Annotated in this window: 25 protein-coding genes; 10 read left to right on the top strand and 15 right to left on the bottom strand. The window is 71.7% G+C overall.

Translation table 11 applies throughout. The features are described 5' to 3' along the window. Positions 1-7: 7 nt before the first annotated feature. Genes IF06_RS0111695 through IF06_RS0111680 form a run of 4 tightly spaced genes read right to left on the bottom strand, consistent with a single transcriptional unit; the run spans position 8 to position 4,695 of the window. Positions 8-874, bottom strand: coding sequence for an XdhC family protein (locus IF06_RS0111695; protein WP_030270919.1), 867 nt, complete (start codon positions 872-874; stop codon positions 8-10). A gap of 10 nt (positions 875-884) precedes the next feature. Then, positions 885-3,275 (bottom strand): aerobic carbon-monoxide dehydrogenase large subunit, encoded by a 2,391-nt coding sequence (locus IF06_RS0111690; protein WP_030270917.1) that lies wholly within the window; start codon positions 3,273-3,275, stop codon positions 885-887. After that, positions 3,272-3,820 carry a (2Fe-2S)-binding protein gene (locus tag IF06_RS0111685; RefSeq protein WP_013285096.1) on the bottom strand — a complete coding sequence of 183 codons (549 nt, stop codon included), beginning with the start codon at positions 3,818-3,820 and terminating at the stop codon, positions 3,272-3,274. Before IF06_RS0111685 ends, IF06_RS0111690 begins: the two co-directional genes overlap by 4 nt. A gap of 2 nt (positions 3,821-3,822) precedes the next feature. Further along, positions 3,823-4,695: an FAD binding domain-containing protein gene (locus tag IF06_RS0111680; protein ID WP_030270916.1), complete on the bottom strand. Its 873-nt coding sequence runs from the start codon at positions 4,693-4,695 to the stop codon at positions 3,823-3,825. A 116-nt stretch (positions 4,696-4,811) separates the two neighbouring features. On the opposite strand from IF06_RS0111680, the gene IF06_RS0111675 reads away from it, so the two are divergent. After that, a complete protein-coding gene (locus tag IF06_RS0111675; RefSeq protein WP_030270914.1) occupies positions 4,812-5,885 on the top strand; it encodes an XdhC family protein in 1,074 nt (357 codons plus the stop codon). Positions 5,886-5,905: 20 nt separating this feature from the next. On the opposite strand, the gene IF06_RS0111670 is transcribed toward IF06_RS0111675, so the two are convergent. Beyond that, positions 5,906-7,009 carry an FUSC family protein gene (locus IF06_RS0111670; RefSeq protein ID WP_030270912.1) on the bottom strand — a complete coding sequence of 368 codons (1,104 nt, stop codon included), beginning with the start codon at positions 7,007-7,009 and terminating at the stop codon, positions 5,906-5,908. Positions 7,010-7,280: 271 nt separating this feature from the next. Here IF06_RS0111670 and IF06_RS0111665 point away from each other — a divergent pair, with 271 nt between their 5' ends. The 3 genes from IF06_RS0111665 (at position 7,281) to IF06_RS0111655 (ending at position 11,581) form a co-directional block, all read left to right on the top strand. Next, the gene (locus IF06_RS0111665) at positions 7,281-8,042 is read left to right on the top strand and encodes an ABC transporter ATP-binding protein (protein ID WP_030270910.1); all 762 of its coding nucleotides are present in this window, start codon (positions 7,281-7,283) and stop codon (positions 8,040-8,042) included. Beyond that, a complete protein-coding gene (locus tag IF06_RS0111660) occupies positions 8,039-10,510 on the top strand; it encodes an ABC transporter permease (protein WP_030270908.1) in 2,472 nt (823 codons plus the stop codon). The genes IF06_RS0111665 and IF06_RS0111660 overlap by 4 nt, the downstream gene beginning before the upstream one ends. A 93-nt stretch (positions 10,511-10,603) precedes the next feature. Next, complete coding sequence (locus tag IF06_RS0111655; protein ID WP_030270906.1) at positions 10,604-11,581, top strand: phosphotransferase family protein; 978 nt, start codon at positions 10,604-10,606, stop codon at positions 11,579-11,581. Between the two features lie 38 nt (positions 11,582-11,619). Here IF06_RS0111655 and IF06_RS0111650 read toward each other — a convergent pair whose 3' ends face one another. Continuing rightward, entirely contained in the window at positions 11,620-12,033 is a 414-nt protein-coding gene (locus tag IF06_RS0111650) for a nuclear transport factor 2 family protein (protein ID WP_013474613.1), read from the bottom strand. A 96-nt stretch (positions 12,034-12,129) separates the two neighbouring features. Here IF06_RS0111650 and IF06_RS0111645 point away from each other — a divergent pair, with 96 nt between their 5' ends. Then, entirely contained in the window at positions 12,130-12,984 is an 855-nt protein-coding gene (locus IF06_RS0111645; protein ID WP_013474614.1) for an aldo/keto reductase, read from the top strand. A gap of 109 nt (positions 12,985-13,093) precedes the next feature. On the opposite strand, the gene IF06_RS0111640 is transcribed toward IF06_RS0111645, so the two are convergent. From IF06_RS0111640 to IF06_RS0111635, 3 genes are read right to left on the bottom strand one after another with little or no spacing between them, the layout of a single operon-like run. Next, a complete protein-coding gene (locus IF06_RS0111640; protein ID WP_030270904.1) occupies positions 13,094-13,900 on the bottom strand; it encodes an aminoglycoside adenylyltransferase domain-containing protein in 807 nt (268 codons plus the stop codon). After that, a complete protein-coding gene (locus IF06_RS34850) occupies positions 13,887-14,222 on the bottom strand; it encodes a hypothetical protein (protein ID WP_157551486.1) in 336 nt (111 codons plus the stop codon). The genes IF06_RS0111640 and IF06_RS34850 overlap by 14 nt, the downstream gene beginning before the upstream one ends. 13 nt (positions 14,223-14,235) lie before the next feature. Next, the gene (locus tag IF06_RS0111635; RefSeq protein WP_013285106.1) at positions 14,236-14,445 is read right to left on the bottom strand and encodes a hypothetical protein; all 210 of its coding nucleotides are present in this window, start codon (positions 14,443-14,445) and stop codon (positions 14,236-14,238) included. Between the two features lie 118 nt (positions 14,446-14,563). On the opposite strand from IF06_RS0111635, the gene mraY reads away from it, so the two are divergent. Beyond that, positions 14,564-15,667, top strand: a complete 1,104-nt coding sequence (gene mraY / locus IF06_RS0111630) for a phospho-N-acetylmuramoyl-pentapeptide-transferase (protein WP_030270901.1) — start codon at positions 14,564-14,566, stop codon at positions 15,665-15,667. 17 nt (positions 15,668-15,684) lie between these two features. Here the strand turns inward: mraY and IF06_RS0111625 are convergent, their stop codons facing one another. Beyond that, on the bottom strand, positions 15,685-16,173 hold the full coding sequence (locus IF06_RS0111625) for a MarR family transcriptional regulator (protein ID WP_232236664.1): 489 nt from the start codon (positions 16,171-16,173) through the stop codon (positions 15,685-15,687). 8 nt (positions 16,174-16,181) lie between these two features. Next, positions 16,182-17,429, bottom strand: coding sequence for an FAD-dependent oxidoreductase (locus IF06_RS0111620; protein ID WP_030270897.1), 1,248 nt, complete (start codon positions 17,427-17,429; stop codon positions 16,182-16,184). 91 nt (positions 17,430-17,520) lie between these two features. Between IF06_RS0111620 and IF06_RS0111615 the strand changes: the two genes are divergently transcribed. Beyond that, positions 17,521-17,904, top strand: a complete 384-nt coding sequence (locus tag IF06_RS0111615) for a PadR family transcriptional regulator (protein ID WP_030270894.1) — start codon at positions 17,521-17,523, stop codon at positions 17,902-17,904. Beyond that, positions 17,901-18,797 carry a hypothetical protein gene (locus IF06_RS0111610; protein ID WP_030270892.1) on the top strand — a complete coding sequence of 299 codons (897 nt, stop codon included), beginning with the start codon at positions 17,901-17,903 and terminating at the stop codon, positions 18,795-18,797. The genes IF06_RS0111615 and IF06_RS0111610 overlap by 4 nt, the downstream gene beginning before the upstream one ends. 85 nt (positions 18,798-18,882) lie before the next feature. Here the strand turns inward: IF06_RS0111610 and IF06_RS0111605 are convergent, their stop codons facing one another. From IF06_RS0111605 to IF06_RS0111595, 3 genes are all read right to left on the bottom strand, one after another. After that, positions 18,883-19,212 (bottom strand): cupin domain-containing protein, encoded by a 330-nt coding sequence (locus IF06_RS0111605; RefSeq protein WP_013285113.1) that lies wholly within the window; start codon positions 19,210-19,212, stop codon positions 18,883-18,885. Positions 19,213-19,310: 98 nt separating this feature from the next. After that, positions 19,311-20,564 carry a formamidase gene (gene fmdA, locus IF06_RS0111600; protein ID WP_013285114.1) on the bottom strand — a complete coding sequence of 418 codons (1,254 nt, stop codon included), beginning with the start codon at positions 20,562-20,564 and terminating at the stop codon, positions 19,311-19,313. Positions 20,565-20,585: 21 nt separating this feature from the next. Beyond that, a complete protein-coding gene (locus IF06_RS0111595) occupies positions 20,586-20,864 on the bottom strand; it encodes an FmdB family zinc ribbon protein (RefSeq protein ID WP_013285115.1) in 279 nt (92 codons plus the stop codon). Positions 20,865-21,074: 210 nt separating this feature from the next. Here IF06_RS0111595 and IF06_RS0111590 point away from each other — a divergent pair, with 210 nt between their 5' ends. Together IF06_RS0111590 and IF06_RS0111585 are read left to right on the top strand one after the other, a co-directional pair. Continuing rightward, complete coding sequence (locus IF06_RS0111590; protein WP_030270889.1) at positions 21,075-22,250, top strand: cellulose binding domain-containing protein; 1,176 nt, start codon at positions 21,075-21,077, stop codon at positions 22,248-22,250. Positions 22,251-22,261: 11 nt separating this feature from the next. Then, complete coding sequence (locus IF06_RS0111585; protein WP_030270888.1) at positions 22,262-23,386, top strand: glycoside hydrolase family 53 protein; 1,125 nt, start codon at positions 22,262-22,264, stop codon at positions 23,384-23,386. Positions 23,387-23,409: 23 nt separating this feature from the next. Here IF06_RS0111585 and IF06_RS0111580 read toward each other — a convergent pair whose 3' ends face one another. After that, the gene (locus IF06_RS0111580; protein WP_030270886.1) at positions 23,410-23,814 is read right to left on the bottom strand and encodes a DoxX family protein; all 405 of its coding nucleotides are present in this window, start codon (positions 23,812-23,814) and stop codon (positions 23,410-23,412) included. Positions 23,815-23,870 lie beyond the last annotated feature (56 nt).

Here is a 23,870-nt window from a genome sequence, read left to right as displayed (position 1 = left end):
AACACGGCTACGCCGCCACGTGCCGGTCGCGGCAGCCGGGGCAGCAGAACCAGTGGTCGGTGCCGTCGATCCGCACGTGCGGGGTGTCCGGCCCGACCAGGACTGTCATCCCGCACACCGGGTCGACTGCCTGCTGGGGGAGCGCCGCGGGTGGTGCGGGGGAGGAGGCGAGGCCGTCCACCCGGAGCGCCCGCACCACCTCGGCCATGATCGACAGCGCGATCTCCTGCGGTGAGCGTGCCCCGATCTCCAGTCCGGCCGGGGTCCGGACCCGGGCGCGCTCCGCGTCGGACAGCGCCAGTTCGTCGAGCACCGCCGCGCCGCGGGTCCGGCTGGCGACCAGCGCGATGTGGCCCACTCCGGCGTCCAGCGCGGCGCGGACGGCGTCCTGTTCGCCCTTGCCGAGGCCGGCCACCACGACCGCCGTCGCGCCCGAGTGGTCACCGGACGTGGCCACCTCGAAGTCGAGGAAGGCAGCCAGGGTGGCCACCGCCGCGCTGATCGGCGTGTCGCCCACCAGACCCAGCACGGGTACGGGCAGCACCGGGCGCAGGAAGATCTCGAGCGCCCCGCCCGAGTGGCACGGGTTGACCACGACCCGTGCCCCCGGCGTATCGGGGAAGGCGGGCGCGCCGTCCGGCAGGACCCGCAGCAGCAGCGCCTTACCGTCCCGGAGGGCGTCCAGGGCGGCCGCCCGCACCGAGCTCTCGGCGCACATCCCGCCGACGAAACCCTCGATGGTGCCGTCCGGCAGGATCACCGCGTCGTCGCCGGGCCGGGCCGACGTCGGATCCTGCGCCCGGACCACCGTGGCGTGCACGAACGGCGCGCGCGAGACGGTCAGATCACGCGTACGGCGGGCGATAGTCGTCATGGCCACCTCCCTAGATCGGCGGGCGGGCGTTGCCGCGCATCGCGTCCCAGACGCGCGACGGCGTCAACGGCATGTCGGCATGCCGTACGCCGAAGGGTTCGAGGGCGTCGACGACCGCGTTGACGATCGCCGGCGGGGAGCCGACGGTGGCCGACTCGCCCACGCCCTTCGCGCCGATCGGGTGGTGCGGGGACGGGGTGACGGTGAAGCCGGTCTCCCAGTCGGGCACTTCGAGCGCGGTGGGGATCAGGTAGTCCATGAGCGACGCGCCGAGGCAGTTGCCGTCCTCGTCGAACGCGATCATCTCCATCAGGGCCATGCCGACTCCGTCGGCCAGACCGCCGTGCACCTGCCCCTCGATGATCATCGGGTTGATCCGGGTGCCGCAGTCGTCGACGGCGATGAACCGCCGCACCTTGACCTGCGCGGTGCCGGGGTCGATGTCCACCACGCAGATGTACGCCCCGTGCGGATACGTCAGGTTCGACGGGTTGTAGCAGATCTGCGCCTCCAACCCGCCCTCGACGCCCTCGGGCAGGTCGCCGGCGCCGTGCGCGCGCATCGCGATGTCCTGGATGGTCACGTTCCTGCCCGGGTCACCCTTGACCCGGAAGGAACCCTTGTCCCACTCCAGGTCGGCGACCGAGACCTCCAGCATGCCGGAGGCGATGATCCGGGCCTTGTCGCGGACCTTGCGGGCGACCAGGGCCGCCGCGGCACCGGAGACGGGGGTGGACCGGCTGCCGTACGTGCCGAGACCGAACGGCGTGTTGTCGGTGTCGCCGTGCACCACGTCGATGTCGTCCGGCGGGATGCCGATCTCCTCGGCGACGATCTGCGCGAACGTCGTCTCGTGTCCCTGGCCCTGGGACTGCACGCTGAGCCGCACCACTGCCTTGCCGGTCGGGTGCACACGCAGCTCACAGCCGTCGGCCATGCCCAGGCCGAGGATGTCCATGTTCTTGCGCGGGCCGGCGCCGACGGCCTCGGTGAAGAACGCGACGCCGATGCCCATCAACTCGCCCCGGGCCCGCTTCTCCTGCTGCTCGCGCCGCAGGTCGGCGTAGCCGGCCATCTCCATCGCCAGCCGCATGGTCGGCTCGTAGTCGCCGGAGTCGTACACCCAGCCGGTCTTCGTCGTGTAGGGGAACTGCTCCGGGCGGATGAAGTTCTTCAGCCGCAACTCGGCCGGGTCCATGCCCAGCTCGTCGGCGAGGCAGTCGACGATCCGCTCGACGAGGTAGACGGCCTCGGTGATGCGGAACGAACAGGCGTACGCCACACCGCCCGGCGCCTTGTTCGTGAAGACCGCCGTCATCTTGCAGTACGCGGCCTCGATGTCGTAGCTGCCGGTGAACACCCCGAAGAAGCCGGCCGGGTACTTCACCGGCGCGGCGGTGCCGTTGAAGGCGCCGTGGTCGGCGAGGACGTTGGTGCGGATGGCCAGGATCCGGCCGTCACGTGTCGCCGCGATCTCACCACGCATGATGTAGTCGCGGGCGAAGCCGGTGCTGATCAGGTTCTCGAAGCGGTCCTCCATCCACTTCACCGGCTTCCCGGTGACGATCGACGCGACGATCGCGCAGACGTATCCCGGATAGATCGGCACCTTGTTGCCGAAGCCGCCGCCGATGTCCGGCGAGATCACCTGGATCTTGTGCTCGGGGATACCCGCCACCAGGGCGTAGAGGGTGCGATGCGCGTGTGGCGCCTGCGTGGTGGACCAGAGGCGCAGCTTGCCGTCGACGGCGTCGAAGTCGGCGAGCGCCCCACAGGTCTCCATCGGCGCGGGGTGCACCCGCGGATAGACCAGGTCCTGGCTCACCACGACGTCCGCCCGGGCGAACACGGCCGCGGTGGCCGCCTCGTCACCGGTCTCCCAGTCGAAGCAGTGATTGTCGGTCTTGCCTTCGAGATCGTCGCGGATCACCGGGGCGCCCGGTTCGAGCGCGCGGCGGGCGTCGACGACCGGATCGAGGACGTCGTACTCGACGTCGATCAGCTCCAGCGCGTCCCGCGCCGCGTACTTGTCCTCGGCGACGACGAACGCCACCTCCTGGCCCTGGAAGCGCACCTTGTCGGTGGCGAGCACGGCCTGCACGTCGTTGGAGAGCGTCGGCATCCAGGCCAGCCCCTGCTCGGCCAGCATCGCCCCGGTCACGACAGCCTTGACGCCGGGTGAGGCCTCGGCGGCGCTCGTGTCGATGCTCAGGATCCGCGCGTGGGCCACCGGCGAGCGGAGGATGGCCAAATGCAGCATGCCGGGCAGCCGGACGTCGTCGACGAACCGGCCCCGGCCGCGTACGAACCGCGGATCCTCCTTCCGCAGCATGCGGCCGTAGCCCACCGGCTTCTGGTCGTTGTCGTGGAAGGTGTCCACGCGCTCGTGCACAGTCGTCATACGACGCTCCCGGCGGGCCGGCCGGCGTTGTCGATCTCGCCGGCTTCGCGTGATTCGGTGGTCTCGGTGACCGCGGCGGCCGCGTTCGCCTCGTGCACGGCGGCCCAGCGCACCGAGCGCACGATGGTGGCGTAGCCCGTACAGCGGCAGATCTGACCGGAGATCGCTTCGCGGATCTCCGCCTCGGTCGGGTCCGGGTTGCGGTTCAGCAGCGCGCGAGCCGTCATCATCATGCCGGGCGTGCAGAAGCCGCACTGCAGGCCGTGGCACTGGATGAAGCCCTGCTGGACCGGGTCGAGCTCCGCGCCCTTCGCCAGGCCCTCGACGGTACGCACCTGGTGTCCGCCGGCCATCGCGGCCAGCACGGTGCACGACTTCACCGGTTCGCCGTCGAGCCAGACGACGCAGGTGCCGCAGTTGCTGGTGTCGCACCCCGCGTGCGTTCCGGTCAGGCCCAGCACGTCGCGCAGGAAGTGCACAAGCAGCAGGCGGCCCTCGATCTCCCGGGTGACCTCGACGTCGTTGACGGTCATGGTGACCTGCATGCTCAGCTCCTCGCCCGTTCCACGGCCCGGCGCAGGGTCCGTCTGGTCAGCTCGTCGGCCAGGTGCCGCTTGTAGTCCGCGCTGCCCCGCTGGTCGGTGGCCGGATCGCAGCTGCGCGCGGCGATCGCGCCGGCCTGCGCGAAGAGGCTCTCGCCGGGCTCCTGCCCGCGCAGCGCCGCGGAGATCTCCGGGATACCGGTGGTGTTCGGGCCCACAGCGGCCAGTCCGACCCGGGCGTCGGAGATCACGTCGCCGTCGAGCCAGACCGCGGCACCGGCCGAGACCACCGCCCAGTCGCCGGCCCGGCGCTCCACCTTCTCGTAGGCGCTGCCGCAACCGGGCCGCACCGGCAGCCGGATCTCGACCAGGATCTCCCCGTCGCCGACGGCCGTCTCGTACGGCCCGACGTGGAACTCCTCCATGGACACCACCCGTTCGGCGCCGCCCGGCCCGCGGATCACGCAGCTCGCGTCCAGGGCGGTGCAGACCGCGGACAGGTCCTCCGACGGGTCCGCCTGGCACAGGGAGCCGCCCAGTGTGCCCCGGTTGCGCACCACCGGATCGGCGATCACCCGTTCGGCGTCGGCGAAGATCGGGAAGGCCGCCGTCAGGGTGGCGGACTCGAGCAGTTCCCGATGCCGGGTCAGCGCACCGATGCGTAGCTCGTCCGGGCCCGCCTCGATGTAGCCGAGCTCGTCGTGGAGATCGTTGATGTCGATGAGATAGTCGAAACTGGCCAGCCGCAGCTTCATCATCGGCAGCAGGCTGTGCCCGCCGGCGATCAGCCGGGACGTGCTGCCCAGCCGTTCCATCAGGCTGATGGCATGGTCCACACTGGTTGCTCGTTCGTACTCGAACGGGGCCGGCACCTGCATATCGCACCTCCGGAAGTCGTCAATGTGGTGCCGGTGCCCGCGGAAGTCAACGCCGACCTAAGCAAGTCCTTAGGTCGGCGTTGACGGTGCCGCTGCTGCTCACGGATCGTGCGGCGATGCGAGACATCGTCGACGGCTTGACCGCGTGGCGTGCCGCCGGCGTCCGGTTCGCCGTCGCGACAGTCGTGCGGACCTGGAAGTCGGCGCCCAGACCGCCGGGCGCGGCCATGGCGGTCTGCGCCGACGGTGAGGTCGTCGGCAGCATCTCGGGAGGTTGCGTCGAGGGCGCGGTGTACGAGCTCTGCCAGGAGGCCATACGCACCGGCCAGGCATGCACCGAGACGTACGGTGTCGGCGACGACGACGCCTTCGAGGTGGGCCTGACCTGCGGAGGCACCATCGAGGTCCTGGTCCAGCCGGACGTCGTCCTGACCGAGCCGGACGCGGTGCTCGCCGCGATCCGCGCGGGTGCGCCGGTGGCGACGGCGTCGGCCGGGACGGCCCAGATGGTGGTCTGGCCCGACCGGGTGGCCGGCACCCTCGGCGACGCCGACCTGGACCGCGCGGTGGCGCGGCAGGCCGAGGGCATGCTCGCCCTCGGCACCACCGGAACCGTTCGACTCGGTACGCGCGGGCAGCAGCGGCACGACGAGGTGTCCGTCTTCGTCCAGTCGTACCTGCCGCCACCACGGATGATCGTCTTCGGCGCGATCGACTTCGCCGTCGCGGTGGCCCGGATCGGCCGCTTCCTCGGCTATCACGTCACGGTGTGCGACGCCCGTCCGGTGTTCGCCACCCGCAAGCGCTTCCCCGATGCCGACGACCTCGTCGTCCAGTGGCCGCACACGTACCTGGAGTCGACAGCAGTCGACGAGCGGACGGTGCTCTGCGTCCTCACCCACGACCCGAAGTTCGACGTCCCGCTGCTCGAGGTCGCCCTGCGCACGCCGGCCCGCTACATCGGCGCGATGGGCAGCCGCCGCACCCACGCCGACCGGCTGCGCCGCCTGCGCGAGGCGGGTGTGGACGAGGCCGCCCTCGCCCGGCTCTCCTCACCGATCGGACTCGACCTGGGGGCGCGGACGCCGGAGGAGACCGCCGTGGCGATCGCCGCCGAGTTCGTCGCCCTGGCCGCGGGAGGGTCCGGCCGGCGGCTGACGGACCTCGACACCCCGATCCACCACCGCTGAGCGGACCAGCGGCGGACGTGTCACCCCCGGCTCAGGCCGAGCGCCTCGTCCACCCGGTCCAGCACCGCCACGTCGTCGTGGCCGACACCGCGCAGCAGGTCGATCGCGGTCGCCCGGATCTGCCCGACGATCATGGTGACCGGCAGTGGCGGATCGGTCCGCAGCAGGCCCGCGGCGATCCGGACCGCCTCCAGCGCCGCCGCGTCGGCCCGCTGCGCGTGCCGGTCGGCGTCGGCGCCGGTGAGGTCGTGGGCCATGGCCTCACCAGCCGACCGTACGGCGGAGGTCAGCGCGCCGATCGCGGCGGCCAGCTCCGGCGGGGTGGCGGTGTGCCGGCGGGTCAGGGTCACGCCGGCCCGGGCCAGCACCCGGATGTTGCGGGCGGCGTAGTCGAGCTGCCGCAGCGTGGCCTCCACCTCGACGAGCTTGCCCAGGTGCCGGCGGCGCAGTCCCAGCCGCAGCGTCTCACCGGTGGCGAGCACGGCGGCCTGCATCTCGGCGACGCAGTCGTCCACCTGCCGCGCCCGGTCCAGCGCGGCGCGGGCGGCGTCCTCGTCGCAGCCCCGCAGCGCCGCGTTGACCTGGTCGAGCAGGTCGGCCAGGTCGGTGTAGCTGCGCCGGGCCTGGGCCACCAGTGGTGCCAGCGGGTCACGGGCGGCCATCAGCTGGCTGGCGGCAAGCGCCACGGCGCCGCCGATGAGCGCGTCGACGAAGCGGAACGGCATCAGCGTCCCGTTCGGCGCGGAGACCACGACCAGGTACATGGCCGAGACGGTGGCCTGCACGACCAGGGCACGGCGGGCCCCGATCACCACGAGCGTCGTGGTGGTCAGCAGCAGCACCAGCAGGACCGTCTCGGTGCCCGGGCCCAGCGCGTACACCAGCAGCTCCGCGACGAGCACGGCTGCCGCCACGGCGAACAGGATCTCGACGGTCTGCCGCAGCCGTCGCCCGCGGGACTCGCCGAGCACGACGAGCGCGGCGGTCGGCGCGAAGAACGGGTCCGGGTGCCGGATCACCACCGCCGCCACGATCCACGCGACCACAGCGGCGGCGGTCAGCTCGACCACTGTCATCCCGTCACCGCGCAACCGCGCGACGGCGTCGCGTACCCAGGTCCGCACCGGTGGTACCCCTCTCGCCGGGCAGGCCGGGACCGGCCGCCGATCGATCTTCCGCGAGGAGGCCCACTACCCCGGCTGTGACCTGCTCAATCGCTCGGGTGGCGGGCGGGAAGGTGGAACGGACGACGTGCCGGCAGGCGGGCGCCCGGGCCGGTGGTAGCGCCTGCTGTACCCGGATCGGGCAGCCCGCTGGATGGTCGCCGTTCCTCCAGGTCAATAGCGTTTCTGGTGCGCGCAGTTCCTGCCGATGACACGGAGAGAGGCCACCAGAATGCCGGACCATCCGGGACGCACCATCGAACCGGCGGTACGTGTCGAACAACTCACCCGCGTGTACGGCACCGGCCGCAACCAGGTGACCGCGCTCGCGGGCGTCGATGCCGGCTTCGGCCGGGGGACCTTCACCGCGGTGATGGGCCCCTCGGGCTCCGGCAAGAGCACGCTGTTGCAGATCGCGGCCGGGCTCGACCGCCCCACGAGCGGTCGGGTGATCCTCGGCGGCACCGACCTGTCCGGGCTGTCCGAGACGCGCCTGACCGAGCTGCGTCGTACCCGGATCGGGTTCGTCTTCCAGGCGTTCAACCTGATCGGCGCGCTCACCGTCGAGGAGAACATCGTGCTGCCCCTGCGTCTGGCCGGCGTCCGCCCGGACCGGGCCTGGCTGACCCACGTGGTCGAGCGGGTCGGCCTCGCCGACCGGCTGCACCACCGGCCGGCGGCGCTGTCCGGCGGCCAGCAGCAGCGGGTGGCGATCGCCCGTGCGCTGGCCACCCGCCCCGAGGTGATCTTCTCGGACGAGCCCACCGGCGCCCTCGACTCGCGGACCGCGGCGGAGGTGCTGACGCTGTTGCGCGCGGTCGTGGACGAGCACGGGCAGACGGTGGTGATGGTGACTCACGACCCGATCGCCGCGTCGTACGCGGATCGGGTGCTCGTGCTGGCCGACGGTGCGATGGTCGCCGACCTCCCGCAGCTCGGAGCCGTCCGTATCGCCGAGCACCTGGCCTCGCTGGACGGGCGGGTCCTCCGATGACCGGCCTCGCCGCCCGCCTGCTGCGGCACCGCACCGGCCCCGCCGCCGCGACCCTGCTGGCCCTGATCGCCGGCGTGCTGATCCTGGTGGCGATGGGCACGCTCGTCGAGTCAGGGCTGCGGTTCCGCCCGGAGCCGCGGCTCTGGGCGAGCGCCGACGTGGTCGTCGCCAACCGCACGATCAGCCACACGTTCCGCGAGTTCGACGGTGACACCACCACGAGCACCGTGACGCTGCCCGAGGGCGGCACCGTGGACGCCGACCTCGTGGACCGGATCCGCCGGGTGCCGGGCGTCACGGCAGTCACCGGCGACCACGCGGTGCTGATCGGCTCACCCGCGGCCGTGGGACACGGCTGGGACACCTACGCCTTCACCGGCCGTTCCCTCGCCGCCGGTGCCGCGCCACGGAACGACGACGAGGTGGTGGCCGACACCCGGCTCGGCGTGACGCCCGGCGACCGCATCGCGCTGGTCGTCGGCGGGATCAGCCGGTCGTACCGGGTGAGCGGAACCGCCGAGACCGGTTCGGCGGCGGTGTTCTTCACCGACGCGCAGGCCGCCCGCTTGTCCGCGCACCCGGGCCGGGTGGACGCGATCGGCGTACGGACGGCGCCCGGCGCCGACCTCGGCGCGGTGCGGGAGATCGCGTCGGCGGCCGGTGCCACGGCGTACGCCGGAAAGGACCGCGGGAAGGCCGAGCAGCCGGAGAACCAGGCCGCACAGAGGTTGCTGGTCGAGGCCGGGTCGGCCTTCGGGGGGTACGTCGTCCTGCTGATCGTGTTCGTGGTGGCCGGCACCATCGGGCTGTCCGTCCGGCACCGTCGGCGTGACCTGGCGTTGCTGCGCGCGGTCGCCGCCACGCCGGGGCAGGTGCGCCGCATGCTGGTCGCCGAGGCCACGCTGCTCGCCCTGGCCGGCTCCGCGATCGGCGGCCCGGCCGGCCTGCTGGCGGCCCGCTGGGTGCACGGCGAACTGGTCGGGCGGGGGTTCGTGCCGGCCGGCTTCCCGATGGTGGGCGGTCTGTTCGCGGTGCCCGCCGCCATCGGTACGGCGGTCCTCGTGGCGGTGGTCGCCGCGCTGATCGCCGCACGCCGGGTCACCGCCATCAAACCGATCGAGGCGCTCGGCGAGATCGCTGTCGAACCCCGGCGCAGCGGCCCGGTACGGCTGATCGCCGGCGTGCTGACGCTGATGGCGGCCGGCAGCTCCGGAGCGTTCACGCTCGGCGCCGCCGGGTCGGCCGGGGCGCTGGCCGGCGCGGTCGGCATGCTCTACCTGTTCGTCATCGCGGTGGCGCTGCTCGCACCGATGATCAACGCGTACGCGGCACGCCTGCTCACCCCGGTGCTGCCGCGGATCTGGCGGGCCGGTGGATACCTGGCCGCGGCCAACCTGCGGGCCAACGCGCAGGGCATGGCGACGGTCCTGACCGCCCTCGTGCTGTCCGTCGGGTTCGGCGGTTCGGTCTGGTTCCTGCAGAACAACCTGGAACGGCAGACCACCACGCAGAGCAGCGCGGGAACACTCGCCGAGCGGGTGCTCGTCGCTCCGGGCGGACTGCCCGCGGACGCGGCGGGGGAGATCCGCGAGCTGAACGGGGTGCAGGCGGCCACCGGGGTACGCCGCACCCAGGTCGTGGTGCGGGCGCTCGGCGGCATCGAGCCGGTCGGCGCGCAGTCCGTCGACCCGGCGGGCGTCACGTCGACGATGGACCTCGCCGTGCGCAAGGGCACCCTGGCCGACCTGCGCGCCGGCACCGTCGCCCTGTCCACGACGCAGGCGTCGTCGTCCGGCTGGGACGTCGGCGACAAGGCGGAACTCTGGCTGGGCGACGGCACCCCTGTCACGTTGGACGTCGTCGCGATCTACGACCGTGGCCTCGGCTTCGGCGACGTCACCCTGGCTGCCGGGACGGTCGCCGGGCACACGGCGGGGAACACCGTCGACGAGGTCCTGGTCCGCGGCGGCCCGGACGCCGGCACCGCGTTGGCTGCGTGGGCGGCGGCGCGGCCCGGCGCCGAGGTTCTCGACGCCGCCACCCGTACGCGCCTGCTCGGCACCGATCTGGCGCTCGGCGCCTGGCTGAACCGGCTGCTGATCGGCGTGATGGTCGGGTACGCGGCGCTGGCGGCGGCCACCACGATGGTGATGGCGGCGCTGGCCCGCCGCCGCGAGCTGGCGTTGCTGCAACTGGTCGGGGTCACCCGCCGTCAGATCCGCGGGATGGTCCAGGCCGAACAGGCCGGGTTGCTCGGCACGGCGGTGCTGATCGGCGCGACGATCGCGATGCTGACGCTGAGCGCGATCGTCAACGGACTGACCGGCAGCCCGATCCCGTACGTGCCGCCGCTCGGGTGGGCGGCGGTGCTCGGCGGTACGGCACTGCTGGCGTTGGTGAGCACCGTGTGGCCCGTCCGGCGGCTGCTCAGCGCTCCGCCGATCGACAACATCGGCCTGAAGGAGTAGGACCGGCGGCGGGGCGGGTCCGGTGCGTCAACCCGGTTGTGCGCCGGTGCCCGGCCTGGCAGCCTGGCCGCTTCGGTCCGACGAGAGGCGGCCATGACGCGGACATTCCTGCAACCGGATGACCTGCACGACCTGGTGTCGGACCAGTTCGGCTCGGACCGGCGGCTCGCTGCCCTGGACCGGCTGACGGGCGGCACCAAGAAGGGCGTCTACCGGCTTCGGCTGGACGACCGGACAACCGTGATGCTGTACGTGTGGGCCGCGGGCGAGAACTACTGGCCGCCGTCGCCGGCGGTCCCGGACGACCCGTTCACTGATGCGTCGGGCGCGGATCTCTTCGCCGCCGCCCACGCGGCGCTCACCGGGGCAGGAGTGCGTGTCCCGCATCTGTTGATGATCGACCGGGACGGCCGTCACCTCGACGCCGACATCGCGCTTGTCGAGGACGCGGGCGCGCTGCGGCTGGAGGCGTTGGTGGAACACGATCCGGCCGCTGCCGTCACGCCGCTGTCCGCGCTCGGTGACGCCCTGCGCCGCATGCACACGGCCTTCGGGCCGCACTACGGAAAGGTCGCGGCCATCGCCCGAGGTGAGGCATCACAGGCGCGACGCACCGAGGACGTGATCGTCGACCGCGCGCTCGGCCACCTCGACGCGGCAGCGGCCCGCGACGCCCGGCTGGCCGATGCCCACCACCGGGTCGCCGCCCACGTACGCCACCTCAGGAGCGCGGTCACCCCACGCGAGGAGTACGGGCTGGTGCACGGTGAACTCGGCCCGGATCACGTGCTCGTCACACCGGCCGGTGAGGCCGTCATGATCGATTTTGAGGGGCTGACGTACTTCGACGTCGAATGGGACCACGCCTGGCTGCAAATGCGTTTCGGCGAGACATACCCGGCGCTGCGCCCGGTCGCTCTCGACCCCCACCGGCTGGCGCTCTACCGATACGCGCAGACGTTGTCCTTGATCGAAGGGCCACTGCGGATCGCGGACACCGACTTTCCGGATCGGAAGTGGATGCTGGACCTGGCCGAGTGGAACATCACCAAGGCGCTCGCCGCGATCTGACGGCAGCCCGGCACCACGGGACCGTGCGCGAGGGTGTCTCAGCCGGCCGGACCGACGTGTGCCGCGAGCAGGCGCCACCCCTCGTCCTCGTCGAGGATCCATGTGCGCGTGTAGCGGACCCGGGCGACGAACGGCTCGCCGGCAAGGGTGCCTTCCAGCGTGCCGAGGAACCACGTCACCCCGGTGCCGCCGACGGCGAGCACGGCCAGGTCCTCCTCGTCGACCCGGGTCATCGTCTGCTGGCCGGATCGGTGCGCGTGCAGGTCGTCCTGCTTGGAGTAGAGACGGCCGTCAGGCCCGGTGAACACGAGGCGGTCGTCGATCAGCCGATCCAACTCCGCGACGTCGGAGGACAGCTGGGCACGTTGAAGACGCCGTTCAGCGGCGCGTAAGCCCTCGACCCCGGCGAGATCCGCGCCGCCGTTCCCCGTGGGAAAATCATCGTCGTTCACTGTAGATAACCTAACAGCGATCTCCGGGAACCGGTATCGGGCGGATGACCGCCTGTGCAGGTCAGCGGGGATGGCTAGGTTCGCCCGGTGCCCAACATGATTACTGCGGCGTCCGCAGGCACCTGGACGCTCGGCGACCTGACCGTCAACCGGATCGGATTCGGCGCGATGCGCCTGACCGGCAACCGCGGTGTGGCGAGCGACCGCGAACGCGTCATCGGCGTGCTGCGCCGGGCGGTCGAGCTCGGCGTCAACCACATCGACACGGCGGCGTTCTACTTCTCGCCACTGCGGTCGGCCAACGAGCTGATCAATACGGCGCTCTCGCCGTACGCCGGCGAACTGGTCATCACCACGAAGGTCGGGCCGGGCCGCGACCCCTCCGGCGAGTGGCTGCCGCTGGCCCGGCCCGACCAACTGCGCGGACAGGTCGAGGAGAACCTGCGCCAGCTGGGCCGTGACCACCTGGACGTCGTCAACCTGCGCCAGAACGGGCTGGAGTCGGTCGCGGAGCACTTCGGCGCGCTGGCCGACCTGCGGGACGCCGGGCTCATCCGGCATCTCGGCCTGTCGAACATCCGTCCGCAGCACCTCGCGCAGGCACAGGCGATCGCCCCGGTGGTCTGCGTGCAGAACCCGTACGGCGTCGACACCCGACGTGTGCACGACCAGCTCGTGCGCACCTGCGGGGAGCAGGGCGTCGCCTTCGTGCCGTTCTTCGCGATCGCCGGCGACGGACGTGAGGCAGGTGGCGTGGCCGGCAACGAGGCGGTGGCGGCCGTCGCCCGGGCGCACGGGGCGACGCCGGCGCAGGTGCGCATCGCGTGGACCCTCAGCCGCGGGCCGCACATGCTGGCCATCCCCGGTACGGGCGACCCCGACCATCTGGTCGAGAACCTGGCCGCCGGGGCGCTGCGCCTGTCCCCCGAGGAACTGGCCCGGCTCGACTAGCGGCGCCCTGCCACGAGTCCACGACCCTCGACGGAAGGTCTCACCCTTTGCCGGCAGCGGTTAGGTCGGCGTTCCTGGCCGGGATGGCCCTGATCGCCGTGGAGGCCGTCTAGCTCGCCTGCTTCGTCGCGGCGTCGCAGTCCAGCTCGCGCCACTGCCCACCATCGGTCGGGGCCAGGATGGCGGCGCTGAGTTCGGTCACGAATGCCCGGACCTCGTCGAACCGGCCGGGATCGGTGTCCTGGCCGGAGTCGTACCACCAGTCGCGCGCCCAGGCGATGAGGTCCGCCCATCGAGGGCAGGCGGTGATCGTCTGCTCGGCGGCCTGCCGCTTGGACAGTTGCCGGCCGTTGCGGAGGCGCTGGAACGCCCGGCAGAGCGTGAGCACCGCGTACGACTGGGCTCCAGGTGGGGTCATCTCGAGCACCCAGGCCGGCCAGTCGCGGACGTGGTCCAGCAGGGCCGCGCGGACGAGGCCGGGGTCGACGGCGGGGAGCAGCTCACCGGCCGGCGGTCCCAGCAGCGTACGGCAGTGGTCGTGCACGGCGGACCAGGTCACGACGCGGTGGGTGGTGGCGGGCAACAGGTGCAACGACTCCCCGGGACTGATCCGGGCGATCACGTGGTCCCGGCCGGGATCGGCGCGCACCGCGTCCAGTGACACGTACTCCACCTCGATCCGGCCGGCCCACTGCGGGTGCCGCCGGTCGAGGTCGGAATGCAGTTCGGCGAGTACGTCGAGGAGCTTCTCGTCCGGATCGTCGGTGAGCACCGCGAGCAGGTCGAGGTCGCTGCGGTTCACGGCGAAGTCGCCTGCCACCAGCGAGCCGTGCAGGTACAGGCCCAGGAGCCTGCCGGCCAGCACCCGGCGCCACGCCTCGCGGAGATCGGAGAGAACCATGTCAGGTGGGACCACCAGGTGATCCTGCGCCACGGCCCGCCTGGCCGCCATCGAGTAAGTCGACCCGTCCACGCCGGCAGTACGCCGAGGCTCGGCTGACCCCGGCATCAACCACCTCGGACGGCACGCTTCTGCCATGGCAGTCATCGAGGTGGGCAGCCTCGTCAAGCGCTACGGCGAGCACACCGCTGTGGACGGCGTCAGCTTCGCCGTCGAGCAGGGCGAGATCGTCGGCATCGACCCGCAACGCGACAACGGGAAGCTGCGGGAGCTGCTCGGCGCGCAGTTCCGGCGGCTCTCCGGCGGGCAGAAGCAGCGGCTGTACGCGCAACCGCATGCGCCGGTCGCGCCTACGTGCTCGGCGGGTTGCGGTGCCGCTCCGCGAGACCCGATGTGGCCTGCCGCTGCGCGTCGTGCCGGTGCTGGTCGGCGGCGGCCCGGCGGACCGCAGCCGAGTCCTCGTCCGACGGGCGCCTCGACCGGTCGCGCCGGGCGACGAAGACGACGAGCGCGAGCAACACCACCGCGGCCACCGCGAGCGACACCACAATCGTTCTCATGCCGTCGACGCTACGGCGTGCGGGCCAGCTTCGGCGTGGTGAAGCTCAGGGGCTGCTCCGTCCGCCTCCGGATGGCAAGCTCACGTGTCGTGATCGATGACTTCGTGAAGGGCCGTCCGTGAGGGCGGTCATCGTCGCGGCCGCTGTCGCGTTCGTGATCTCCCTGTTCGGCACGCCGGTGGCGATTCGCGTCTTCAGCGCGCTGAAGGCCGGTCAGCCGATCCGGTCGATCGGGCTCGCCAGCAACGAGGGAAAGAAGGGTACGCCCACGATGGGCGGCGTCGTCTTCATCGTGGCGACGGTCCTCGCGTACGTCGCCGGGCATCTCGCCCTGACCACCCTGCCCGAACGGCAGATCGCGCAGGAGGGGCCCACCATGACGGCCCTGGTGCTGCTCGGGTTGTTCGTCTTCTGCGGCGCGGTCGGATTCTTCGACGACTTCCTCAAGGTGCGCCGGCGCAACTCCGACGGGCTGTCCGCCAAGGGCAAGCTGCTCGGCCAGGCGCTCGTCGGCGGCGGGTTCGGCGTGGCCGCGCTGTACGTGCCCAGCACCAACGGCCAGACCGTGGCCAGCGAGCACATCTCGCTCATCCGCGACATCAGTTGGCTGGACGTCGGCAAGGTCGGCGCGGTCATGGTCTTCATCTTCGTGATCACGGCGATGTCCAACGGTGTGAACCTCACCGACGGCCTCGACGGCCTGGCCACCGGCGCGTCGATCCTGGTGCTCGGCGCGTACTCGCTGATCGGCTTCTGGCAGTACCGGCACTGGTGCGCCGACGACGGGTACGCCCGCGTGAACGAGTACTGCTACCAGGTCCGCGATCCGCTGGAGATCGCCATGATCGCGGCAGCCGCGGCCGGTGCCTGTGTGGGCTTCCTGTGGTGGAACACGTCCCCGGCGCGGATCTTCATGGGTGACGTGGGCGCGCTCGGGCTGGGTGGCCTGATCGGCGGGCTGGCGGTGGTGACCCGTACGACGCTGCTCTCGATCCTGATCGGTGGGCTCTTCGTCATCATCACCACGACCTGGGTGATCCAGATCGTCTCGTTCCGGACCACCGGCAAGCGGGTCTTCCGGATGGTGCCGATGCACCACCACTTCGAGCTGGCCGGCTGGAGCGAGTCCACCATCGTGGTCCGCTTCTGGATCGTGGCCGGTGTCTGCGTCGCGGCCGGCCTGGGCCTGTTCTACTCGGACTTCCTGGCGACCGTGGGATAGCGACAGGAGACGCCGGTTCAGGTGGACCGCTGGGCGGTGTCGCCGTCGCGGAGGTGGTCCAACTCGGCGAGGTACATCGCCTGGAGGCGGTCGTGGTGCCGGACCAGCAGCCTGACCTCCTCGGCGCTGTAGCCCTCGACGAGCCGTTCCGCTCGCTCGGCGAAACGCTCGTACGGCCGCTCCAGGTCGGCGATCCGCTCCGGCCGTATGGTGACGACGACCCGCCGCCGGTCTGCCGGGTCGCGCTCGGTCGTCACGTAGCCGGCCTGCTGGAGCCGGCGGAGCATGCTGGTGACCGCACCGGTGGTGAGGTTGGTCCGCTCGGCGATCTGCCCCGCGGTGGCGGAGCCGATGTCCGCCAGGTAGTCGAGGCACTCCAGGTCGCTCACGGCGAGGCCCAGCCGCTCCGCGACGGCGTACCGGAACACCATGGACAGCCGCGACGTCTCCCGCCCGGCGCGCATGAGGTCGGCGATCGCGGAGGCGCGGGCCGAATCGTGGGACACGCGGGCAATCATGCCTCCGGCACTGTGACCCGGTGCAGCCGAGGTAGCACGCGGGTGAGCACCCAGTGCGGTGCGGCGGCGCCACCGGTGAGACGGTGCATCAGCCTCGCGGCGTTGTCGACGGCGTGGAAGGCGTACGGCACCATCTCGTCCTGGTATCCGGCGATCGCCTCCTCCACGGATGTGCCGTTCCGCCGGGCCTCGACCAGCCGGTGGCCGAGCAGTGCGGCGTCGCGCAGCGCGGTGTTGCCGCCATGAGCGCCGAACGGCGGCATGACGTGTACGGCATCGCCCATCATCGTCGCCCGGGGCACCGCCCACCGGTGCGGGCGCCGGCCGGTGGCGAACAGGTTGAGCACAGTGGCGTCCAGTTCCGCCGTGTCGACCAGCCGCCGGACGAGCGGGTGGAAGTCGATGCTCATCCGGGCCGCCACGTGCCACAGCGCCCGCAGGTCCCCGCGGACGCCTTGAGGCAGCTCGTCCCGCCGGAGCAGCAGTGCCCACATGACGTAGTCGTCGCCGGTGGGGGCGTAGCTGCCCGGAGCCAGGCGCGAGAACGCCTCCCGCGGGCTCTCGCCGAACCGCATTGAGGTGAAGAAGAAGGCGCTGCCGGGCCGGTCGGCGATGGACAGGACTCCGCTGGTACGCAGCGCGTCCGGGATGACGCTTGCGCCGTCGCGCCACAACGGCGACCGGCCGTAGATGCCCGCCATCGGGGTGTCCGCCGGGTCGGCGTCCGGCATGAGCTGCGCGCGCAGCGCCGAGCCGACGCCCTCCGCGCCCACCACGACTGTCGCCGCGGCGGCGCTGCCGTCGGAGAACCGCAGCCGCAGCCCGGCCGGACCGCCGTTGTCCACCGCGACGGCGGCCCTGCCGTAGTGGATGCGCCCGTCCAGCCCGGACTGCAGGATCGACCGCAGGGTCAGCCGGTCCACCTGGCGGGTCTCGTGCGGGTCGTCCTTGAAGGTGATCGTGAAGGCGTCCCGCAGCCGTCTGTCGGTGAAGCGCAGGTGCCCGCCGGGCTCGTCGCCGGTGGCCAGCGCCAGGCGGTACAGAGGGCGGGGCAGGCTCTCGCGCAGCGCCGCCAGCCCGTACCGGTCGAGGATGATCCGGTAGCCCTGCCGCCGGACGAAGGGACCGGGATCCCGCTCGTAGACGTGCACGTCGATGCCGGCGCGCGTCAGGTACTGGGCCAGGCAGAGGCCGGAGAGGCCGGCGCCGGCGATCGCTACTGAGAAGTCGGTCGATGCGCTCATCCGATTACCTTAATCATTAAGATGATTTGGGCAATGGCCACTGTGAACAGTCACCTTGGACTGATACTCAAGTTGGTTGTATATTCGGCTCATGGGATCTGCTTCGCGTCCCGCGCTACGGGAACCGTCGTACTTCGTCCTCGCTGCCCTGCTCAGTGGGCCGCTCCACGGTTACGCCGTGATCAAGAGGGTGACCGAGCTGTCCGACGGGCGGGTGACCCTCGCTGCCGGATCGCTGTACTCGGTGATCGACCGGCTGCTCGGCGAGGAACTCGTCGCCGCCGACGGTGAGGAGATCGTCAACGGGCGTGCCCGTCGCTACTACCGGCTCACCGACGAGGGCTGCCGCGTACTCACCGAGGAGGCCGACCGGCTCGCCCAGGCCGCCCGGGTGGTCATGGACCGCCTGCCGCGCCGGGTCGCATCGCAGGCAAGTGCCCGTCAACCTTCTACCGTGAGGATCAGACCAGCATGAGTTCCGATGTCCTGGAGAGGCGTTACCGCATGCTGCTGCGGGCCTACCCGGCCGGCTACCGCCGGGAACGCGCCGACGAACTGATCGACACGTTGATCGGGGACGAACCCACCACCCGTCGCTGGCCCAGCGCCCGGGAGGCGGTCTCGCTCCTCCGGGGCGGCCTGCGGGTGTACGGCGGCAGCGCCGCGGCCCGTCCCACTGCCGTGCTGTTCTGGCAGGGCATCCACCTCGGCGCCCTGGCGGTGCTGGCGCTGGGTGTCCTCATCGGCCTGGACGACATCGTCGAGGCGTTCCGGTACGGCGGACTCTCGGACCCGGTGACCGTCCTGCGCAATCAGGGCGTCCACGAGGTCGTGCTGATCGCGGCGCTGGTGGCGCTCGTCGCCGGCCGTGCCCGCACCGCCGCCGTCCTGGCTGTTGCCGGGGCGGTGGTGCCGAGCCTGATCTCCCCGTACCTGTTCCTCAACGGCCTGCCGCAGTGGTGGGCGCCGGTTGTCGCCACGCCGCTGATCGTGCTGGGCCTGCGGCGGCCGGCGGACGTGCCGCCGGCACCTCGCGCCAACGCCGTCCTGGTCACCGCCGGAATCCTCGCCCTGCATCTGATCCCCGCGGGTGGCCTCCGCATGGTCGACGCGGTCCCGCGGATCGTCGCCGCCGCCATGGTGATCGCCGGGGTGGCCGCCTTCCTGTGGGTGGCGACCGCCGACCAGCGACTGCTGATCGCGGTCGTCCCGACCCTCCTGCTGGGCACGCTCCACCAGCTGGACAACGCCGGGTTGACGGAAGAACTGCTGCGCCGGCCGGACGCCCTGCCGTCCCTGACCGTTGCGGTCCTCATGGCGGTCGGCGCGATCGTCTCGACCCGGTTGCGGCAGCGCACCCGCGCCTGACCGGCGGACGGGCGGCCCGGCCCCGGCCGGACCGCCCGGCAGGGGCCACTCCGTCATCGAAGCCCGATGAGGACGCGTGCGGTCGTCAGCGCTTGGCGACGGTGAGCAGCACCGCTGAGTCTTCGAGCGCCTCCAGCGTGTGCCGGCGGTCCGGCACGATCAGCAGATCGCCGGGTGCGCCGTCCCAGGACGTCTCGCCGGCGCCGAGCCGGACCCGGCCGTGCAGGACGTGGACGGTGGCCTCGCCGGGATTCTCGTGCTCGCTGAGCATCTGCCCGGCGGTCAGCGCGATCAGCGTCTGTCGGAGCCTGTGCTCGTGACCGCCGTAGACGGTGGAGCTGCTGCGGCCGCTGGAGGAGCCGTGCGCGAGCTTCAGCTGCTCGCGGGCCAGTGCGGTCAGGGATGACTTCTGCATGAGGTGTCCCATCTCCTCGTCGCGCCGGGCGCGATCCTCGTCCGGGAACCGTAGCGCGGCCGCCCGTCGCCGATCCGCCGGCCCTCAGGGGCACCTGCCTACGGCATGGTGGCCTTCGGGGCGCCCTTGCCCGGATCGATCCGGGTCGGACCGGAAGCCGAGGGGCGGATGTCGAAGTCGAAGATCTCGGTGGGCAGGTAGACGGTCGCGCAGGAGTTGGGGATGTCCACCACGCCGGAGAGCCGGCCCTCGATGGGTGCGGCACCGAGCAGCAGGTACGCCTGTTCCGGCTGGTAGCCGAAGCGGGTCAGGTAGTCGATGGCGTGCAGGCAGGCGCGCTGGTAGGCGAGCTGCGAGTCGAGGTACCGCTGTTCGCCGTCGAGGGTGACCGAGAGCCCGGAGAAGGCCAGCCACTGGGAGAACTGCGGCGGGGTGTCGCCCGGAATGAAGATCGTGTTCTCGGCGACGCCGTACGTCTGCATGCCGTTCTTGATCAGGTCTACGTGCAGGTCGACGAAGCCGCCCATCTCGATGGCGCCGCAGAAGGTGATCTCCCCGTCGCCCTGCGAGAAGTGCAGGTCGCCGAGGGACAGGTTGGCTCCCGTCACGTACACCGGGTAGAAGACCCGGCTGCCGACGGTGAAGTTCTTGATGTCCTGGTTCCCGCCGTTCTCCCGGGGCGGAGCGGTCCGCGCCGCCTCCGCAGCGACCCGGTCGAAGTCGGCGCCGGTGAGGCTGCCGAGGATCGCGTCCTGCGGCTCGGGGGGCAGGGCCAGGGGCGGCACCCGGTCGGGCGCGGTGGCGATCAGCGCCCCCTCCCGCTGGTTCCAGGTCGCCAGCAGCGACGCGGACGGGGCGGTGCCCATCAGCCCCGGGTGGGAGATTCCGGTGAACGAGACCCCGGGGATGTGCCGTGAGGTGGCCTTGTGGCCGGTGAAGTCCCAGACCGCCTTGTAGGCGTCGGGGAATTGCTCGGTCAGGAAGCCGCCGCCGTTGCCGGTGGGGAAGATGCCCGTGTAACCCCAGCCCTGGCCGGCCAGCGGACCGGACTCCTGCGGGATCGGGCCCATGTCGAGGATGTCGACCATGAGCAGGTCGCCCGGCTCGGCGCCCTCGACTGCGAACGGGCCGCTGAGAGCGTGGACCCGGGTCAGCGGAGCGTCCCGGATGTCCTCGGCGGAGTCGTCGTTGTGGATCGCGCCGTCGAACCACTCGCGGCAGTGGACACGGAACGACTGTCCGGGCCGTACCGTCGCCACGGGCGGGACGTCGGGATGCCAGCGGTTGTGCCCGACCTTCTCCTGGTCGGTGAACCTCTTCGTGGAGTCGAGGGGGAACAGTAGTTCAGGCACGGCGTTGAGCCCTTCTCGTGGTCACCATCGGGGCAGGCGGGCGTGGGCCGGGTTCGTCGAGTGACGCGCCGGGCGACGGCCGGGCACGCGCCCGACCACCTCCGGCTGTTCCGCGCTGCGCTCGGTCCGGTCCACGGCCTCGCGCAGCGCCGCCGGTATGCGGGTGAGCCGGGGCGCGGAGAACACCCGTGTCGCCGGGAACCCGCATCGGGGGCAGTTCGTCGACGGGCCCGCGGTGCCGACCGGCATCGCGACATCGAAGCTGCCGTCCTGCGCGCAGCGGTACTCGAAGGTGGCCATCGCCGCTTCCCGTCCAGCCTTTCGTGCGTGCGGTGGCCGTTCCGCAGCGGCTCACCCTGTCTATCCGATTGTGACCGATTGCTGACATAAGCGGCGCAAAACGACGAATGAAGCGGAGGTCGCGCCTCGCGGCGGCCTGCGGGGCCGTGGCACCGGCCGAGGTGTGGGACACGTTGGCGATCATCGATGTATGGCGGGCATTGTCGACCTATGGCTGCCGTCTTCTCGTCCTTGCTGTTCCGCCGTCTGCGGCCGGGTCTGACGGCCGCGGTCGTGCTGTCCACGGCAGTGCTCGGTGCCGCTCTGACCGTCGCGCCGTCGGCGGACGCCGGCACCGCGTACCCCGCTGTCGCCCCGGCGCCCGGCGGCGCAGCGGTGCCCGCCGCGGAGCCGACCGGGACGGCGGCGCCGCCCACCTCGACGCCCAGCACGCCCAGCACCACGCCGTTCCCGCCGAGCGCGCCCACGAACCTGACCGCCACCCAGGTACGGACCACGTCGGTCACCCTCACCTGGACGGCCGCCAGGCCCGGCTGCTGCCCCGTCGCCGGGTACGACGTCACCTACTACCAGGCGTTCGACGACGTGGTCTACGGCATCAGCCTCGGCGACGTCACCACCACCACGATCACCGGCTACATCCAGCCGGGCCGGCAGTACTCGTTCCGGGTGTCGGCCCGGGACGGGTCCGGGCGCCGATCGCCGTCCACCGACGCGCTGACGGTGGTCACCCCGGTGACCGACACCGGCCCGGACACCACCCCGCCGAGCGCGCCGCAGAACCTCACAGTCGGCGAGGTGACCGCCTCGACCGCCACGCTGTCCTGGTCGCCGTCGACCGACGACGCCGGCGTGCTCGGGTACGACGTCTACCGGTTCGACGGCTGGTTCACCTCGACCCGAGTCGCCACCGTGCCGGGCACCACGTACACGGCGCCGCTGCCCCCGTCGACGCCGCTGCGCAACCTGTACTACGTGCGGGCCCGGGACGCGGCCGGCAACGTGTCGATCGCGTCCAACACGGTCACACTGCCGACGACGTCCACGCCGCCGCCCCCGCCGCCCTCGACCTGCCGGGTGACCTACCGGAACCAGTCCGAGTGGCCCGGCGGTTTCGTGGCCGCGGTGACGGTCCAGAACACCGGGACGACGTCGGTCGACGGCTGGATCGTCACCTTCAGCTTCCCGGGGGACCAGCACGTCACCACCGCGTGGAACGCCACAGTCGGCCAGACCGGCGCCGCCGTGACCGCCCGCAACGCCGACTGGAACCGCGTCATCGCGCCGAACGGCTCCGCGACCTTCGGCTTCCAGGGGCGGTGGAGTGCGAGCGACGCGCCGCCGACCGGTTTCTCGCTCAACGGCGCCCCCTGCACTGTCGGCTGAGAGGAAGTCTCGTGAGCACACTCCACCGCCGCCGCGCCCTCGCCGGGGCCGTCACGGCCGTCGCCCTCGCCGTCACCACCACATTCGGGGGTACGCCCGCGCCCGTCGCCGCCGCGAACACGCTCAGCATGCGGGGCGCCGACGTCTCCTCGTTGCAGCGCAGCCTGGATCTGGGCGCGAAGTACTACGACGCAGGCGGGGTGGCGCGCGACCCGCTGGACATCCTCAGGTCCGTCGGCCTCAACTACGTCCGGCTGCGCGTGTGGAACAACCCGGCCAGCGGCTACAACAACAAGAGCAGGGTGCTGGCCCAGGCGCGCGTGGCGAAGGCCAAGGGCCTCAAGGTGCTGATCGACTTCCACTACTCCGACACCTGGGCCGACCCCGGCAAGCAGTACAAGCCCGCGGCCTGGGCCGGGCACAGCCTGAGCCAGTTGCGCAACGACGTGTACGCGTTCACCTACGACGTCTGCGCCGCCCTGCGCGGGCAGGGCACCCTGCCGGACAGCGTGCAGATCGGCAACGAGATCAACGTCGGGATACTGTGGAACGAGGGAAAGGTCGTCAACAACGACTTCGCCCCGCTGGCCGGCCTGCTGAAGCAGGGCTACAACGCGGTGAAGGCCTGCGGCGGCGGCATCCCCGTGATGATCCACACCGCGAACGCCGACAGCAACGCCAACGCGCGGTGGTTCTACGACGGCATCCGTGCCCAGGGCGTGCAGTGGGACATGACCGCCCTGTCGTACTACTGCATGTGGCACGGCAGCCTGGCGAACCTCTACAACAACATCGTCGACCTGCGGAACCGCTACGGGAAGCCGGTGGTGATCGTGGAGACCGCGTACCCCTTCACCCGGGACAACGCGGACGGCGAGCCGAACGCCATCGGCGACGCGACCTGCGACGGCATCGGCGCGACCTGGGCCGGGCAGGCCCAGGAGTTCGACTGGGTCCAGAACACCGCCCGCAACGCCGGCGCGATCGGTGTCTTCTACTGGGAACCGACCTGGTACGCCGTCAGCGGCAACGGCTGGGATCCGGCGAACATCAACGGCACCGGGAACCAGTGGGACAACATGGCCGTCTTCGACTGGTCCGGGCGGGTGAACCCGGGGGTGCGCTGGACGCCCTGACGGGCCGGCCGGCGCACCCCCGCTCAGCGCTCGAGGAGCCGGCGGATCGAGTGGCGGCGGCCCCGCGCGATGAACACGAACAGCGCGAACAGCACCACGGGCGTGAGCACCAGCGCGCCGCCGTGCAGGATGAACGCCTGGGTGACGGCGGCGCCGACCATGAGCAGCGCGAGCCCGACGGCGGCCAGGCCGGCCAGCCGAGGCACGAGCAGCCCGATGCCACCGGCCAGTTCCAGCAGGCCGACGAGATAACGGAACCAGGGCGCGGCGCCCATGTCCTCGAAGGTCTGGACCGCGTTCGTCTCGCCGAACAGCTTGGGGCCGGCGGAGGCGACGATGAGGAAGACCCCGAGGAAGACTTGCAGTGCCCACAGCGTCCGGTGCAACCCGCGCGCGACGGGCGGGGGAGTGGTGTCGACGACGGTCATGGTTCTCGTCCCTCCTGGTGGTCTGCCGGTTTCCCGCATCCGATCGGATACACCAG

Source organism: Micromonospora globosa, from assembly GCF_000717585.1.
Lineage (GTDB): Bacteria > Actinomycetota > Actinomycetes > Mycobacteriales > Micromonosporaceae > Micromonospora > Micromonospora aurantiaca.
The sequence above is the reverse complement of the archived record's forward strand: the minus strand, read 5'-3'. Positions and strand labels throughout refer to the sequence as shown.

Bases quoted from the DNA above. Each gene is read 5' to 3' on its own strand.
- IF06_RS0111680 (WP_030270916.1), bottom strand. From the start codon at position 4,695: ATGCAGGTGCCGGCCCCGTTCGAGTACGAACGAGCAACCAGTGTGGAC.
- IF06_RS0111645 (WP_013474614.1), top strand. From the start codon at position 12,130: ATGATTACTGCGGCGTCCGCAGGCACCTGGACGCTCGGCGACCTGACC.
- IF06_RS0111620 (WP_030270897.1), bottom strand. From the start codon at position 17,429: ATGAGCGCATCGACCGACTTCTCAGTAGCGATCGCCGGCGCCGGCCTC.
- IF06_RS0111675 (WP_030270914.1), top strand. From the start codon at position 4,812: ATGCGAGACATCGTCGACGGCTTGACCGCGTGGCGTGCCGCCGGCGTC.
- IF06_RS0111605 (WP_013285113.1), bottom strand. From the start codon at position 19,212: ATGCAGAAGTCATCCCTGACCGCACTGGCCCGCGAGCAGCTGAAGCTC.
- IF06_RS0111635 (WP_013285106.1), bottom strand. From the start codon at position 14,445: ATGAGAACGATTGTGGTGTCGCTCGCGGTGGCCGCGGTGGTGTTGCTC.
- IF06_RS0111590 (WP_030270889.1), top strand. From the start codon at position 21,075: ATGGCTGCCGTCTTCTCGTCCTTGCTGTTCCGCCGTCTGCGGCCGGGT.
- IF06_RS0111615 (WP_030270894.1), top strand. From the start codon at position 17,521: ATGGGATCTGCTTCGCGTCCCGCGCTACGGGAACCGTCGTACTTCGTC.
- IF06_RS0111580 (WP_030270886.1), bottom strand. From the start codon at position 23,814: ATGACCGTCGTCGACACCACTCCCCCGCCCGTCGCGCGCGGGTTGCAC.
- IF06_RS34850 (WP_157551486.1), bottom strand. From the start codon at position 14,222: ATGCGGTTGCGCGTACAGCCGCTGCTTCTGCCCGCCGGAGAGCCGCCG.
- IF06_RS0111665 (WP_030270910.1), top strand. From the start codon at position 7,281: ATGCCGGACCATCCGGGACGCACCATCGAACCGGCGGTACGTGTCGAA.
- IF06_RS0111685 (WP_013285096.1), bottom strand. From the start codon at position 3,820: ATGCAGGTCACCATGACCGTCAACGACGTCGAGGTCACCCGGGAGATC.
- IF06_RS0111610 (WP_030270892.1), top strand. From the start codon at position 17,901: ATGAGTTCCGATGTCCTGGAGAGGCGTTACCGCATGCTGCTGCGGGCC.
- IF06_RS0111690 (WP_030270917.1), bottom strand. From the start codon at position 3,275: ATGACGACTGTGCACGAGCGCGTGGACACCTTCCACGACAACGACCAG.
- IF06_RS0111595 (WP_013285115.1), bottom strand. From the start codon at position 20,864: ATGGCCACCTTCGAGTACCGCTGCGCGCAGGACGGCAGCTTCGATGTC.
- IF06_RS0111660 (WP_030270908.1), top strand. From the start codon at position 8,039: ATGACCGGCCTCGCCGCCCGCCTGCTGCGGCACCGCACCGGCCCCGCC.
- IF06_RS0111695 (WP_030270919.1), bottom strand. From the start codon at position 874: ATGACGACTATCGCCCGCCGTACGCGTGATCTGACCGTCTCGCGCGCG.
- IF06_RS0111655 (WP_030270906.1), top strand. From the start codon at position 10,604: ATGACGCGGACATTCCTGCAACCGGATGACCTGCACGACCTGGTGTCG.